Here is a 14,998-nt window from a genome sequence, read left to right on the forward strand (position 1 = left end):
AGTTATGTCCGCTGCATATAAAAATATCATTCGTGATCACAAGCTCTCGCACAGGCTGGTTGCGGTCTTCAATGTCGCACCGGAGCTGGAGCTCGCGTGCTCGCGGGTGGCCGACTTCATTGGGGAGCGGTTTATGGGAAACAAAGGGCCGCTGGCCGCGGAGATGATCGAGTCCGCGCTCGATGGCTTCCGGCGCGCGAAGCGCACCGGCGACCAGCATATCGCGTTCATGCAAGGTCTATTCGAGCCATCGAAAGCTTTATACGCTCGCCGGCTTGTCGCGCGGTTTGGCGACAAAGTGTCGGTGTGGTGCCCGATGGTTGAGGCAATTCCCGCGTTCGAAGCGCGCCACATCGAGTACCAGTTCGAGATGGTCGATGAGCGTTGCCCGGACGAGATCACTGAGCGCACCGCCGCGTTTCAGCTCGCCGCACGCGTGCTTCAAGGAGAAGCCTTCCGCCGTTACTTCGAGGAATACGATGTCGCTCACCGTTACGATCATAGCGAAGCTGTCGGGAGTTGAGCCGCGCACGGCTCAGCGGGCGCGCGACACTGCCGCCGCCTTCGACGGCGACGTCAACGCGGCCGTGCCCGAGGAATTTACTTACGGAGCGGGCGCACGGTGCTACGCGTTGGCGACGATTGCGGAATTCCGCCCGGCGCTGTTTTGGGGCGGACTGATGGCTATCGTCGCGGTGCCCGCCCTCATGCTAGTCAAGGTGCTACATGGCTAGCCGGTTCGGTTCGCACATCAAGGTGTGGTTTCTGCTCGTGCCGGTGCTAGCCATCGCGGTCATGCCGGCGATCCCGGCGCGTAAGCTATTCGAGGTGCCGGAAGCGGAAACACACTCTCTCGTTGAGTCAGTCGGGCAGGACCGGGTCGACCGCGCGATGCGCAGTGCCAACGACGAGTTCCGCCGTGCGTTTGTCGATAGCGGGCTGCTGCACCGAACGCTAAATGCCTCGGGAAAGGTAGGCGGCTTGGACGACGGCGGGTTCTCATCGTTCGCCCATACCTGGACCGAGAATTTCTGGCTGCTGGTGTACCGCATGCTCTTCCGTGCGATGGTGATGAAGATGTGGATCGTTGGAACACTTCTTTTCGCCGTCGGCATGTTCATCGACGGTGCGGCGCGCAGGAAGATCAAAGCGTCGGCTGCGGGCTTTGTGAGTCCCTTGTCTTTCCATCTGGCGGGCCATGGACTGCTGCTTGTCACTGGAACGCTGTTCGCGGTGCTGGTGGTTCCGTTGCCGGTCCTGGTTGGCTACTGGGTCGCCGTCGCTGCGCTCCTCGGAGGCCTCCTCTGGAAAGCTGCCGAGTCCTTCCAGTCGTCGAGATAGGGAAAAAGGTCGCGCGACTCGTTAGCAGTTCGACAAAAAAAATTGCTCTATTCCCCTTAGGCAACGCTATCCGGGTAGCGTTGCCTTTGTTTTTTCCGCCTTCGTCTTCGCTTCCAACCTAGAGCGCGCCGATAATTCGGTGAAAGGCGCAATAAATAGCCACCGTTTCGAGCTTTCGCACGCTGCCACCGCCGCAACAATGTTGAATATGGGCAACGCGCTTTGCTTGCCTGATCCCCAACGATGAAACGGGACCGATGCGGTCCAGACAGGAGAAACGGCGAATGAGCACGGTTGTGGAACCCGGCAGTGAAGAGAAGGTCGCGCTGAACGCACTTGAACAAGGTACGGCCGAGGCGCCGCTTACGACCGACGGCGCGGACGACGGCGAGCTTGAGCGCGAGTTGACGCAGATGGAGGCCGATGCGGACCGCCTCCAGAAGGAAGGCGTGATTTCCACCGACGACGCCGACATGAAGCGGGCGGAAGTCGCCAAGACGCGCAAGCTGTTCCGCGATCTGCCTGCCGCTGAGCGTATCTCAATCATCAAGCGCCGCCGTGAAATCGGTCGTCAGTTGCTTGACCGCCAGCTTTCCGGTGCCGCAGTCGTGACCGCCCGCGTGCGTCTGAACCATACGCGCCTGAAGCCGCTGTTCGAGCAGTGGTGGCCGTACATCAACCGCATGAGCATCAACATGCAGCGTTTCGGCCGCTCGACCTTCGGCGAAAACGACAAGGACGTGGTCAACAGCGCGCTCGAAAAGCTGCTCGGGGGTATCGAGAGCTACGTTGACGAGCAACTGCGCGTGGCCGAAGGCTTCCGCCAGCAAAAGGAAGCGGAGCTTCGGGCCAACAAGGAATTCGTGTTCGAGCCGACGATCCCGATGCCCGCGATGGACATCGAAGTCGAAGCGTATTCGCGCTTTTCGATGCGCGTGCTGGGCGTCATCATGAAGTTCGACCGGGCGATGGATCACTTCGACTTCATGGTGTGGAACGGCATTCGCGATCAGTCCGACGTGGACGACGAAGCCGTCAACTTCCTCAAACGCTTTAACCCGCTTGGCATTCGCGGGTACATGACGCACCTGAAGCTGATGACGACGGTCCGCGGCAACTAAGGAGGGCGCGATGCTGGACGAACTCAATCCCCAGCAACGGGAAGTCGCCCAGTTGCGCCAGCATTGCGTGGCGATCGCCTGTCCGGGCGCAGGCAAGACGAAAACCATCGCCACGAAAGCGGCCCTGCTGCTACAAGACAGCGCCGCGACGGTCGGCGCGGTCACTTTCTCGAAGGACGCCGCGCTGGAATTGCGCGAGCGCATCCTGGCTGCCGCCGGCGAGTCGGCGAAGAAGCGCTTGATCGCCGGTACCTTCCATTCCCTCGCTTTCAAGCAACTGAAACGCCCCGGCGCGCGGGCGCTTGATATCGCCTCCGATGGCGACCGGCTTGGCCTCCTCATCCGCGTGATGCAGGAACTCGGGCGCGACGGGAAGGCAGAAGACGTCATTCCAACGATCGAGAAGATCAAGACCAATTTTGGGCGGTGCGATCCGGACACTGCCGACGGCGAGCTCTATCACGCCTATCAGGACGCGCTTGCGCGTAACGGCAAGATTGATTTTCAGGACATGCTGCGCCTCGCTGTGGAGGGGATGGAGCAAGGCACCATTGCCCCATACGCGTTCACCTATCTCCTCGTTGACGAGTTTCAGGATACCGACCCGCTGCAGTACCGGTGGATCGAGCTTCATGCGAAGGCCGGTTCGATCGTGACGGTCGTGGGCGACGACGACCAGAGCATCTACGCGTTCCGCGAGGCGCTTGGATACCGAGGCATGGAGTCGTTCATCCAGTCCTTCAGCGCAAAACCGGTTGTGCTCGGCAGCAACTACCGGTGCCGCGCGGAGATCCTGGGCGCGGCTGACCGCGTAATCCGCAACAACGCCGACCGCATTGCCAAGGTGCTGCGCGCAGAGAAGGGCGTAGGCGGCACGGTGCAAACGTCCCGCCATCCAGACGAATACGAGGAAGCGAACGTCGCGGTTGAGGTGCTCGGTCCGCTGCTGGCGAAAGGGCAGTCATGCGCGATTCTCGCGCGCACCAACCGCATCCTGGACCCGCTCGAGTCGGTCTGCCGCTCACATGGCATCAAGTATTACCGCGCATCGGGCGCCTCGGTCCTCAGCCGCCCGGAGGGCGCGCTGATGTGCAATCTGCTCCAAGTCGTCGAGCGCATTAAAGACACGGGCCTTGATGCAGTCCTCGCGCACCTTGGGCTGACCGCCCAGCAGCTACGCGCCCTTCACGCGGATATGGGGGTGGAACTGACGCAGAAGGGCCGGGCTGAGTTGGTGGAACTCGGGCTGCCCGAAGACGTGGCGACGAACTATCGCGAATTTATGAAGCGGCTCGCTGAGTGGCGAAGCCTATGCGATCGCAAGTTCTATTCGCTGACGCTCTCGGGAGTCGCGGAGTGGATGCTGAAGTACGCGAAAAAGGATTCGGCAATCCGCGCAATCCAGGCGACGAACGACGTCCTGTCACGCTTGTCCGGCAGTTTTGCTGAACGGCTGCTCTTCCTGCGCCAAGACAATAACGAGCCGACGCCGGGCGCTCTCATTCTCACGACAATGCACAGCTCTAAAGGGCTGGAATGGGATCACGTCTGGATCGCCCGGAGCGAGGAGACGATCGTCCCAGACCCCAAATCGACCGAGCCAGAAGAACGGCGGCTGTTCTATGTCGCCATGACGCGCGCTCGCGAATCGTTGATGATCTCGGGGACGTCGAAAAACTTTGCGTCGCGATTTGTCGTTGAGGCGCAGCTCAATCAGAGCGCTATCGCGGCCTAACTTCGCATCTGCGGTCACGCTTGCTGCCAACAATTCACGCGCGAAGTGAGCCTTGATCGGACTTCATAATACGAAAAGCGTGCCGATTAAGGGGGGTGTAAATATTCGGCACCATCCAAAGAACGGGTTTTTCTTATTCAATTCAATGCGCTAGAGGAATACCCAACCGCAGTGGGACGCTATCCGGATAGCGTCCCTCCACCACTGCTGCGGCGAGGTTGTCGAAACTTTGGCAGATTGTGTTTGCGGCGTATCGCCGTCGGCGCGGACAAGTTTGACAAGTCGGTTGCCAGCGCCAGAGAGGCGATTGTCTGCATTAGGTGGCTGCCGTCCCTGCTCGCGGCAACCGTCGGTCAAAGCGGGCGCGTCCCTCGGGGCGAGTCTGACGCTCAGAACTGGGAGGGCGACCCTGGTCTTCGCTGACCGTCGAAATAGCGTGTTTGAAGATTACTTGAGAGCCGGCCCCTGCGATAAGGTAGACCGTGTACGGACGTTGGACTGAATGACGCCCGTCAGCTTTATGCCGTTAGCCAGAAAATGGAGACGCGCTTGCTTTCTTTGCGCAACGTATTCAGAAACTTGCTTTCCGGGTTTGGTGCGGCATCGGGCATGGTGGCTTCAGTCGGCAACCTTGCAAGGCATGGAGCCGTTTCTGATCGGCACGTGAACCCATGACGTCCATATTAACGTAGAAAAATAAGCCCGCTTGGAACCGGCAGCAATAGGTATCGGTCGAGCGTGCGGGAGACGAGGATTCAGTCAAACCCTAAGGTTTCTGACGCATAGCCAGTTTGTACGTCACGACCGACTTGTACGCCGGGCGGTTCCAGTGCGGAGTGCCCAGCGTCATTGCCTGACCGTTCACAAGCCGCCCGGTGTCGAGCATGCAGAAGCAATGGCCTTCGAACGCGGCTTCTTGCGCTGCCGCGTCCCACGTCACGGTGGGGAAATCGAAGATCGGGTCGATCGGTTTCATGGTCGGGGTTCTTAGAGACTTTGACCCGTTATCGGCAAATCATGGGGCTTATAGAGACTCAGGCCATTGCGCGGGGGAGCTCTGTCACATTTGATTCCGCGCGTTCGTGGCCTTTCACGTCGTCCAGGCGGGGACCGGCGATAGGCCCTTCGTCCGGCGTGGAATCGGCCTCGATCGTCAGCATTCTGGCAACGCGCTTGAGCGTGCCGTTCAAAGACGCACGCGGCCCAAGGCGGATCGTGCCGGAGTAGAAGATGTCGCCCGAGACTTGGCCGTTGATTTCCAGCGAGCCCCGAGCGTGCACATCGCCGTCGACGCGCCCGTCAATGCGAACGTGCTCGCCCTGCGCGGAGCCCTTTACAAGCCCGCCTTCCCCGATGTGCAGCAGACCCTGTGTCGAGATGATGCCGCCGTCGAGCAGGCCGAAGAACGAAATGCCGTGATCCACGACCATGTCGCCGGAGATCGCGCAGCCGCGCGCAATAAGCGTGATATTGAGTTCGGTTTTCATGGTGTCGATTCCTTAAAACATTTGTACTTCGTTCGCCCCGCCGCGGTTCGCAGGCGCTGACTTCTTGCTTGCAGCCGACCCCGTGTCGCCATCGCTTACCTGCTCATCGCGCGAATGCGAGCGATGACGGTAGCTGTGCGTACGGGCCGGTGCCGCGTGTTGTTGCGACGCTTGTTCGTCGGCGGCAGGCTGCGCCACCGCTTGCGCGGGCGGCACTGACGCCACGGGTTGAGTGGAAGCCTGGGTAGCCACCTCTGCCTCGCGACGCGCTTGATGAATAGGCGAGGCAGCCGCGCGTTGCACATCGGTTGAGACAGGAGGAACGGCCTTGATGGCGGCCGTGCTTGCTGCGCTCGCTGCTGGGCCGCTCGTTGTACCCAGCGAATTCTTGAACTGGTCAGCCGTCAGACCGATAGGGGAAGCCGCAGCAACGTCTTTTCCCGTCAGCATCGGAGCGAGCGCTACCGGATGAGGCGGCTCTGCGTCGATCGGGCGCGTCGCCGGGGCTACTGCCGGTCCTTCCGTTGTTGGCCGTTCGCTGCCGTCGGATTTCGGCTGCGCGGCGGTGTTCTTTACTTCGTGCGCGGACGGCGCGCCCACCGATTTGTACAACGACGCGGCTCCCATAACCGCCATAGCCACGACAGCGGCGATAGCGACTGCGACGACGCTTCGGCGAGCGACCGGCACCGCCTTCGGAAGCCGCAGTCTAAGCGTGGGTGTCTTGGCGTCTGCCGTTAGGTCGGCCGGCGCTGGGAGCGCAGCGATCTGCCGCGGCAGATCGATGATCATCGAGTCAGGTGCGAACTGCGCATGCAGTCGTTGAATTTCGCGTAAGTCCATGCGGGGTCCTCCCGTCGTTGTTAGGTCGAGCAAGTCCAGGCCCACCGCGTGGCAAACGCGAAGCGCAGGGCCGTTCTTATCGGATGTCAGTGAGTACGATCCGAGTCTGGAAGCAGCACACCTTCTGGCGCGAAGCGGTCGTTGTCCGGCATGCACAAGAAAGGGATTTGATTGATGCGTGCCTCGGCAGCCTCCAGTGCGGATTGGCGCACTTGAGCCGTCATGGTTCTCGCCATCAGCGCTTCCATCGTCTTGAGGAAAAGCTGGTCATACATCGAGAGGAGTCGCACAAGACGACCGGACATGGCGTGCTTAATTTCAAGCGTGACCATCTCGGGCGGAGTCGGTGCACGTCGACCTGGAAACTTACCTGCCCATGCGAGCGCCTTCTTCATGAACGCCTCGGCAGTTCGAAACTCTGACTCGATCGCGATGAGCTTGCCTCCGCGCGCAACGGTCATCTTCGCGGCGGCGAAGTTGAAGTCGGCGCGCAGGAATTCACGCGCGAACAATGAGTAGTACGGCAGTTCCGTTTTTGCCAGCGTGTCGCCGTTGATGCGAGCGAGACGACTGTCGTTCGTCAGTCGATTCAACGGACGCAGCCCGCTCTGCGCAGCGCTCTCGTTGCCGAGCGCAGCGGTTTGCTTAGGGTCTTCGTCAGGCGCTTCTAGGTCAATAACGGCCATGGGATTTTCGGGATGTATGTGTTCTCGCTCACATATAATTTTCATTGATTAGGCAAGAGTCGAACGGGCGAAAGCTATATGAATTTCGTGAGCTTTCGAGCGCACGCGTACGTCATTAACCCGGATACTTAACTCCATTCCCCGCGTCACCGACGCATCGACCTCGACTCCAAGCCCGGAGTCCATCTTTTTTCTGCAAGTCGTGCCCGCCTCATGCGTTGGCATGCGCCGACCGGATAGCTACCGGTGTGGGAATCTTCCTTGTGCTGAGTGTGCTCGCTACACACTCCCCAATTTCAGCCGTGATACTCGTACCCTTTGCTGCATTCATTTGCGCCGGTACATCGTTCGAACCCGGGTTTTCGGGTGTTCTCTCTCCAGAGCCTGATCTGGGTAGAACGATCGAAGTTGGCTGATCCGTGATTCCTGCGGCGGAAGTAATTCCGAAAAGGGCTGTTGCGCGGCGTGACCATGCTGCGCGAGAACGACTTTACGTTCTCTGACTGAGCGACACCGGCTTTGCCGGCCGCTCCCTGCACGCCACGTCCCCGGAAGGGACGTGGCGCGTAGGTCTCTATATCGATTTCAAGAAGCTCGCTCCCTCACCGGAGCGGGCTTTTTTTTCGTCTGTCGCTTCCTGCGGCCGGACATTTCTCAACGGAGGTGCTGTTCCATGCTGTTGCCCGACCGCCTCAATCAGCGTATCGCCGAGGCCATCACGCATCAAATCAATACCGAGCGCGAGGAGGCGGACACAACGTCCCCCGTTTGGCGTCAGCGGTGCGAAGTGGCTCGAATCGCGATGTTCAGCGACGCAGAGCGCTCTGTCTTCATTTCCCATATCAGCGCACGTCGCGGCAGTGCGGCAGCCCGAGAGATGCAATCTCAGGCCGAATCACTGCGAACCAACGCCATCTTCTTTCTCGCGAGGAAACCGTCATGAATGCAGTAGTTCAGATGTTCGATCACGCGCCGCGTAGTCTCGTTGAAGAACGAGCTATTCGCCCGCCCACGATCGGCAAGATCCGACCCGGTATCAAAGTGCTCACGCGGGCGCACCAAGCCAACGAAAGAGCGGTCAAGCTCTATAACGACATGGTGGCCGCGGGCGAGTCGTTCGAAGCCATCGGCAAGGTGCTCGAAACGTCGCTGAAGCTGCGCAACGCGCTCATTCCGCGCAACGTCGACTACTTCGTTTGCAGACGCTCGGATTTCTCCAATCCGGACACGGCCGACGAGATCCTCCGGCTGTATGGCGAAGATCGCGGTCACGGATTGCGGCTATACCGCTTCCCGATCATGTTTGCGTTCGACGACTGGCTGCGCAATGTGCCGAATCAGATGGCCGCGTACACGACCACCGGGCGACAGTACTTCTCCGAGTACGACCGCGACGGCAAGCGTTATTGCAAAACGTACGCGCCGGTCGAGCGTAACGCACGCGCACAGCGGGCGCGACGATCCTTCGGTGGGCGACTGGTCGTTCACCGGCAAGACGACGACATTCCCGATGGCGTCTGTGATCCCCACGTCTGTCCGCAGTATCAGGACCGCAAGTGCAACCTGACCGCAAACTTCTTGTTTGCAGTTCCGGACGTGAAGGGACTTGGGCTGATCGAGCTCCCGACCAACTCCATCTACGTGCTGCAGAAAGCGTATTCTGCGATGCAGACCGTGGCGTTGGCGCGGGGCAGGCTTACCGGCACGCGCTTCTGGCTGTCGAAGAAAGAGTTCGATATCACGCGGATTGACGACAACGGCCAGGCCGTGCGTCAGAAGCAGATGTTGACGGTGCTCGATGCCGATATCGACCTGGGCGCGCTGTTGGACGGCGCGGACGAGGCTCAACCGGCGCTCGATGCTGCCAGTCGTGCGGTGGCGCTGTTGGAGTCAGACGGGACGGTACAGTCGACTGGCGATCCGGTCCGTCAGCCTGAGCAGGAGCAATCCGGGGCTGAACCGGCAGGCGATGGAGAGCCATCGGGCATCGACGGCGTAGCTGGTCATGACGACGACTCCCCCGACCCCGATGAGACGCTGGAAGACAAGCGTCACCGTATGTCCGACCTGCTGCATCGTCTGGGCCTAAGTCAGCCTGAGCGACAGAACGGCTTTCGCAAATACGCGCACCAGACGTACGGTCGCGGCTGGATCGAACGCATCGCTGATGTCGACGCGATGAATGCACGTCTGAAGAACGCGCTCGATGATCCCGCCTCGCTTGACGTCGAAATTCAGGACGCGATTGCACAAGCTGCTTACGTCTAACCTTGGCCAGTCCCCCTTCGGGGGCTGGCATTGTTTCTTCTACGCTCGCGCATGAGAGCATTTCAGCAAGAACCGCTTGCTCAAATGTTTTCGACCGCGCTGCTCCTGCGCATCGAATTCGTCCGCTTCGGCGGCCCATCTACTTGTTCACGCGAAGGAGATTCCGATGCGTAGAGTCGGCAACTTCACGCTGTTCTTCGGCGCGGAGGACGCTTTTAGCAACTGGCATCCGTGCCGCTTTTCGTATCACGACGTCGATTTCGTCAGTGTTGAGCAGTTCATGATGTTCTCCAAAGCCAAGCTGTTTGGCGACGGAGACATCGCTCAGGCTGTGCTAGCCACGCATCTGCCAAAGGAACAAAAAGCCCTTGGCCGCAAGGTCAAAGGCTTTGACCTCGATACATGGAAGGCCAAGCGCGAGTCGATCGTGTACGTCGGATGCCGCGAGAAGTTCGCGCAGCATCCGGGTCTGCGAACGCTGTTGCTTGCGACGGCGCCGACTGAGCTGGTCGAAGCAAGTCCTTACGACACGATATGGGGCGTGGGTCTCGGTGAGCATCATCCAGACATCACGGACAAATCGAAGTGGCGTGGCCAGAACCTTTTGGGCAAGGCACTGATGAAAGTCCGCGACACGCTGTCTACGTAATCCCTTTCTAGCGCGCCCCAGCGGCGCATCGGCAAATATTGGCTACCTTCGGGTGGCCTTTTTCATTTATAGGAGGCGATTTGAAGATCGCGCATTTTTCTGACCTGCACTACGCGCCGGGCAACATCGAGGAGTCGGACCGATGCTTCGGTTTCGGCATCGACCATGCGGTGCTCGCCCATGCCGACGTGGCAGTCATCTCGGGTGATGCGACGGACCATCGTCTCGACGCACACGCGCCGTCGTTGAACCGCCTCGCACGCCGCATCAACGGTCTCAGCGGCAGCATGCCGGTTTTGATGCTGCAAGGCACGTTCTCCCATGAGCCTCCGGGCACGCTACGCAACTTCGAACTGATGGCAACGACGCATCAGATCTATGTCGCGGAACGCGTGCAGCAGGTGACCTTTCACGAGGGGCGGTTCTACCCCTCGGACGGCCCGGTGTTCTCGGACGACGAGCTGCGCGAGGTTCTGGCAATCGGCGCTGATGTCGTGTTCACGTGTCTGCCCACGGTCAATAAGGGGGCGCTGGCGGTCGCTGTTGGTGCCAAGGAAGCCGGGACGGGTCTTGAAGCCGTGCTATGCGACTATCTCGCCGCAGCAGGGCGCGTCAACCAGCAGCTTCGTGCCGCAGGCATCCGGACTGTCGGGGTTTCTCACGGCACCGTTAACGGTTGTACGACCGAGCACGGCGTGATGATGGCGGGGTTCGATCATGAGTTTTCGCTTGGTAGTCTGTTCGAGGCCGAATGCGATGCCTTCATGCTTGGGCACATCCATAAAGCGCAGCAGTGGGAGCGAGCGGGGCGCGTTGTGGCGTATCCCGGTTCGATCGGGCGATTCCACTACGGTGAGGAAGGCGACAAGGGCTTTCTCATGTGGAATGTCGAGGTGGGAAGCGCGCAAGCCGATCTGGTCGTGACGCCGTCCCGGCAGACCATCTGCGTCGACTTTGACGGACCGCCCGACATGCAACGTCTGACGGCAATCGCGCTCGATGCGACCGACAAGTTCGTGCGAATTCGTTGGCAGGTCGACGAAGAGCACAAACAGTCAGTGGACCGCGACGCGATCGCGGCGCTGTTCGGCAACGCGGCCGAGCTGAAGCTCGAAGCTCGCATTCTTCCCGTCGTCCGGTCACGCGCTCAAGGCATCAGCCTCGAAACCTCGATTGACCGAAAGCTCGAGCGGTGGTGCGAGCACGCTGATGTTGATCCGGCGCCCTTGCTTGACCGGCTGCAGTTGCTGGAAACGGGGGGCGCGGAGGCAATCGCCGCTGGCGTGCTGGCGCGACTGAGCGACGCTGACGCATTGTCGAGCATATCCGAGCCTGCGCCGGTGACGGCCCACGTAGCTCCGGATGGCGATGTTTGCGACGATGCACTGCCCATGCCAGATGCGACGGTGGAAATCGTCGAGTCGGCTTCGGCAGATCAGCTTTCGTGGCTCAACGATGATTTGTTTGCGGCTTAATTAGCAAATGAGGTAGCCGCGCATGCAGGGGAGGCCAGTACGGCTCCTTTGCTTGAACACGCAAGCCGTGTTCCGATAGCCGACTATCAACGTCGCTATCGAAACAGAGGTTTCACCGCGTCTTTGACGCATCGATTCGTAGTGGCAGGACCTTTCTCTAGCAGTTCATTTCTTCTTTCACCCTGGCGGGGAGCGATCCCTACCGGGGCCGCATTCCGCCCACCATAACGGAGTGCATCATGTTTGGTCTTTATCCCGCTGGCCCGAACTGGGTTCGCACCTTTGCGTTGGGCGACTGCTCATCGCGTGATCTTCAAAAGTCGTTGGTCGATCTGGCCGGCTTTACCGCTGCGATCCAGCATCAGCCGTTCGGCCAGTACCGCGGCGCAGTACTGGCGCAGTTCGGTCAGACGCTGTTGCTGGTCGCTACGACCCCCGGCGCTTGCGAGATCGCCGTTACGCCGACCGTTGAAATGCAGCACCTTCTGTGGTCGTATCAGGAAGGGTATGCAAGCCAGTGGTCGCCTGCCGAGATCCGTAGCCTCACCGGGCATAGCGGTTGGTCCGAGCTTTTGACGAACGCGCGTCGCGAGTTCAGCAGAGTCTGCGACAACGTGGCGGCCGCACTAGACGGAACGCTTCAAGCGCCCAAAGCGGCGGCGCAGTCTGTGCCGACCGTCGTGATGAACGAGCCGCTTCCCAACGAGGATGACGACGCGTTCTATTCGCAGATGGCAGCGATGTCGGCTTCGATGACTGTGTCGGAGGACCTGTCATGCGGCCTCTGAAACTGACACTGGAAGGCTTCGTTGGCGTGCGCGATGGCATGAAACGCGACAGCGTCACGCTGGATTTGGAGGCGTTGCCGGATGGCCTGATCGCCTTGACCGGCCCTAACGGGGCGGGCAAGACCACGCTTATGGACAACCTGCATCCCTATCCGATCATGCCGTCGCGTGCGTCGAAGCTGTCGGTCGACGCGTTCTCGTACTGGGATCACATCTGTGGCACCAGTGCGTTGAAGGAACTCGAATGGGAGCACGACGGCATCCGCTATCGCTCGTCCTTCACGTTTCGCAAGCCCGGCAAGACAGGCAAGGCGGAGTACTACCTTGCCTATCGTGGCGTCGACGGTACGTGGCGCCCGGTGTCGCTGCCTGACGGAACGGTGTCGGACGGCAAGGCGGAGTCGTATAACCGCTGCGTCGAGGCGATCAACGGTTCGTTGGAAACGTTCTTCACGAGCGTGTTCTCGGCTCAGAACCGGCGGCCGCTCGCGTCCTACGGTGCGGGCGAGATCAAGACGCTGCTGGCCGAACTCCTTGGCATCGACCACCTGAAGGCATTGTCGGCGAAAGCCGGTGAGGTCGCGAAGGTGCTCGGCAAGTCGCTCGAAGGCATCCAGTCTGAGCTTGGCGCGCTCGCCGGAAAGCGGCAACGTAAAGCCGACGCTGAGCAGTCGATCGTCGCGCAGGGCAACACCCTGCGTGCCGCTCGGGAGCAACGCGATGCCGCGCTTGATTATGCGAGCAAGCTGACTCAAGAGCGGGCGACGCTTGCGGCCAAGCAGAGCGAATCGGCCACGACCGAAGCGCGCCTGCGAGAGTTGGGCGTGCGCCGCAACGAGTTGGGGCGTGCCCTCAAAAGCGCGGCCGACGACGAGCAAGTAGCGGCGGTTCGTTGCCAGCAGCGCGTTTCCGTGCTGAGTCGAAGCGTGGCCACGCACCAAGCAACGCTGGCTCGCCGGGAGGCGATCCTCGGTGCGGCGGCGAAGCGCGAGGATGCGGAGTTGGCGATTGCGCGCGAGGAAGCGAGGTTTGCTCCCCTGCAGCGCGACATTGCCGATTTAGAGGTCAAACGCGCGACGTTGACGACGCTCGATGCAACGCTTACCAGCTTGATGAACCAGGGCACGACGAAAGCCGCGCACTTCGAGACGCTGAACAAGCAGGCAGCCGTGACGGAGCAGGTGCCGTGCGTCGGTCATTCGATGCATGCGCAATGTCCGCTGCTCGCGCAAGCCTTTCAAGCGAAAGAGCAAGCGGAGGTGCAGCGTGTTTCGGTGGCGAATCTTCGCGCGGAGTATCGCGAGAAGAAAGCGCAGGCCGAAGCCTTGGCACTGGTGCCCGCTGAATTGGCGGCGAAGCGTGTTGAGATGCTCGCCATCACTGATGCGGCTGCGCAGCTGCGCCGCGCCTTGCAGGCGGCGGCAGAGCTTGCCGCCACTAAGCCATTGCTCGATGCAGCCGTGTCGGGACTTGAAGCCGCGCAAGCTGAGTTGCGTTCGATCGCCGAGGAAAGTGCCGCGCGTACCGCCAAGTACCAGTCTGAGAAGACGCGTATGGAAGCGGAGCTTGCCCGCATTACCGAGGAGGTCGGGCGACTCGCTTCGGTCGACGTTACCGCAGCGATTGCGAAGCTCGATCGCGACATCGCGGAGAACCGCGAGACCGTCGCTGCATTGGATGGTCGGATCGAGCAATCGATCCGCGCGCAGAGTGTGTTGCAGGCCGAAGCGGAAGCCCTGGCGCTGGGGTTGGAGAAGTTCTCGGCCACAGAGTCGCGTGCCGATCGCCTCTCCGATGAAATCGCGCGGTGGAAGCTGCTGGCTAAGGGCTTGGGCAACGACGGCGTGATCGCGTTGACCATCGATGACGCGGGCCCGGCGCTGACGCACACCGTCAACGAGCTATTGCTCGCGTGCTACGGGATGCGCTTCACCGTGGAGATCCGCACGCAGCGCACGCTCGCAAGCGGTGAACTGCGTGAGGGCTTCGAGATCCTTGTTCACGACGCCGAGTCCGACAGCAGCAAGTCGGTCTCCGTCATGTCCGGCGGTCAGAAGGTGTGGATTAACGAGTGCCTCACGCGGGGCATCGCGCTCTATCTCGCGCAGAACACCGGTCAGCCGTATCAGACCTTGTTCAGCGACGAGTCAGACGGCCCGCTCGATCCCGAGCGCAAAGTGCAGTTCATGCGAATGAAGCGCGAGGTGTTGCGCCAAGGCGGGTATCAACGGGAGTTCTTCATCTCTCAAACGCCCGACCTTGTCGCTGAGGCCGACGCAGTCATCGACGTACAGGCGCTTGCCGCCTGATCTTCTATTAACCCTTGTGGGGAGTCGCCCCCACAAGGGGCGCTTTTCGTTCCTCTTTCATTTTCTCGCGCCCTTCGGCGCTTCCACTATGGCAAACCTTTTGATGCTGCTGCTAGCGGCAGCCGGCAATCCGTCTCACTCGAACGCGGTGCGTCACGAGCCTCCCGCGCAGCAAGCTGCACCGGCTACTGCCCAGTCGCAGCCGCCGCGCCCGTGGTACTTGCGCCGCGCGTCCGCCTTCGATAACGGCCGTCTGCGTCGCATCTGACAGCGGCTCTTTTTCCTCACTTTCTGAC

At 60.7% G+C, this 14,998-nt stretch carries 16 protein-coding genes; 12 read left to right on the top strand and 4 right to left on the bottom strand.

Features of this window, described 5'->3' with window-relative positions:
• Positions 1–4 precede the first annotated feature (4 nt).
• From GV035_RS27190 to GV035_RS27210, 5 genes are all read left to right on the top strand, one after another.
• Positions 5–523: a hypothetical protein gene (locus GV035_RS27190; protein WP_159838918.1), complete on the top strand. Its 519-nt coding sequence runs from the start codon at positions 5–7 to the stop codon at positions 521–523.
• The gene (locus GV035_RS27195) at positions 480–734 is read left to right on the top strand and encodes a hypothetical protein (protein ID WP_236572880.1); all 255 of its coding nucleotides are present in this window, start codon (positions 480–482) and stop codon (positions 732–734) included. The genes GV035_RS27190 and GV035_RS27195 overlap by 44 nt, the downstream gene beginning before the upstream one ends.
• Complete coding sequence (locus GV035_RS27200; RefSeq protein WP_159838920.1) at positions 727–1,341, top strand: DUF4400 domain-containing protein; 615 nt, start codon at positions 727–729, stop codon at positions 1,339–1,341. The genes GV035_RS27195 and GV035_RS27200 overlap by 8 nt, the downstream gene beginning before the upstream one ends.
• Before the next feature lie 284 nt (positions 1,342–1,625).
• Complete coding sequence (locus tag GV035_RS27205; RefSeq protein ID WP_159838922.1) at positions 1,626–2,462, top strand: ATPase; 837 nt, start codon at positions 1,626–1,628, stop codon at positions 2,460–2,462.
• Positions 2,463–2,472: 10 nt separating this feature from the next.
• Complete coding sequence (locus tag GV035_RS27210; protein ID WP_159838924.1) at positions 2,473–4,197, top strand: ATP-dependent helicase; 1,725 nt, start codon at positions 2,473–2,475, stop codon at positions 4,195–4,197.
• A 766-nt stretch (positions 4,198–4,963) separates the two neighbouring features.
• Here the strand turns inward: GV035_RS27210 and GV035_RS27215 are convergent.
• From GV035_RS27215 to GV035_RS27230, 4 genes are all read right to left on the bottom strand, one after another.
• Positions 4,964–5,173, bottom strand: a complete 210-nt coding sequence (locus GV035_RS27215; RefSeq protein WP_159838926.1) for a hypothetical protein — start codon at positions 5,171–5,173, stop codon at positions 4,964–4,966.
• Between the two features lie 58 nt (positions 5,174–5,231).
• On the bottom strand, positions 5,232–5,684 hold the full coding sequence (locus tag GV035_RS27220) for a bactofilin family protein (protein WP_159838928.1): 453 nt from the start codon (positions 5,682–5,684) through the stop codon (positions 5,232–5,234).
• Between the two features lie 12 nt (positions 5,685–5,696).
• Positions 5,697–6,527, bottom strand: coding sequence for a hypothetical protein (locus GV035_RS27225; protein ID WP_159838930.1), 831 nt, complete (start codon positions 6,525–6,527; stop codon positions 5,697–5,699).
• 86 nt (positions 6,528–6,613) lie between these two features.
• Positions 6,614–7,213 carry a hypothetical protein gene (locus tag GV035_RS27230; RefSeq protein ID WP_061162958.1) on the bottom strand — a complete coding sequence of 200 codons (600 nt, stop codon included), beginning with the start codon at positions 7,211–7,213 and terminating at the stop codon, positions 6,614–6,616.
• Between the two features lie 676 nt (positions 7,214–7,889).
• On the opposite strand from GV035_RS27230, the gene GV035_RS27235 reads away from it, so the two are divergent.
• From GV035_RS27235 to GV035_RS27265, 7 genes are all read left to right on the top strand, one after another.
• On the top strand, positions 7,890–8,156 hold the full coding sequence (locus GV035_RS27235) for a DUF7696 family protein (protein WP_159839035.1): 267 nt from the start codon (positions 7,890–7,892) through the stop codon (positions 8,154–8,156).
• The gene (locus tag GV035_RS27240; RefSeq protein WP_159838932.1) at positions 8,153–9,481 is read left to right on the top strand and encodes a recombination directionality factor; all 1,329 of its coding nucleotides are present in this window, start codon (positions 8,153–8,155) and stop codon (positions 9,479–9,481) included. Before GV035_RS27235 ends, GV035_RS27240 begins: the two co-directional genes overlap by 4 nt.
• Positions 9,482–9,647: 166 nt before the next feature.
• Positions 9,648–10,130 (top strand): NADAR family protein, encoded by a 483-nt coding sequence (locus GV035_RS27245; RefSeq protein ID WP_159838934.1) that lies wholly within the window; start codon positions 9,648–9,650, stop codon positions 10,128–10,130.
• A gap of 80 nt (positions 10,131–10,210) precedes the next feature.
• A complete protein-coding gene (locus GV035_RS27250; protein ID WP_159838935.1) occupies positions 10,211–11,605 on the top strand; it encodes a metallophosphoesterase family protein in 1,395 nt (464 codons plus the stop codon).
• 239 nt (positions 11,606–11,844) lie between these two features.
• On the top strand, positions 11,845–12,393 hold the full coding sequence (locus tag GV035_RS27255) for a hypothetical protein (RefSeq protein ID WP_159838937.1): 549 nt from the start codon (positions 11,845–11,847) through the stop codon (positions 12,391–12,393).
• Positions 12,381–14,702, top strand: a complete 2,322-nt coding sequence (locus GV035_RS27260; RefSeq protein WP_159838939.1) for an SMC family ATPase — start codon at positions 12,381–12,383, stop codon at positions 14,700–14,702. Before GV035_RS27255 ends, GV035_RS27260 begins: the two co-directional genes overlap by 13 nt.
• An 88-nt stretch (positions 14,703–14,790) precedes the next feature.
• Positions 14,791–14,970 (top strand): hypothetical protein, encoded by a 180-nt coding sequence (locus GV035_RS27265; protein WP_159838941.1) that lies wholly within the window; start codon positions 14,791–14,793, stop codon positions 14,968–14,970.
• Positions 14,971–14,998 lie beyond the last annotated feature (28 nt).

It is taken from the genome of Burkholderia sp. 8Y (assembly GCF_902506145.1).
GTDB lineage: Bacteria > Pseudomonadota > Gammaproteobacteria > Burkholderiales > Burkholderiaceae > Caballeronia.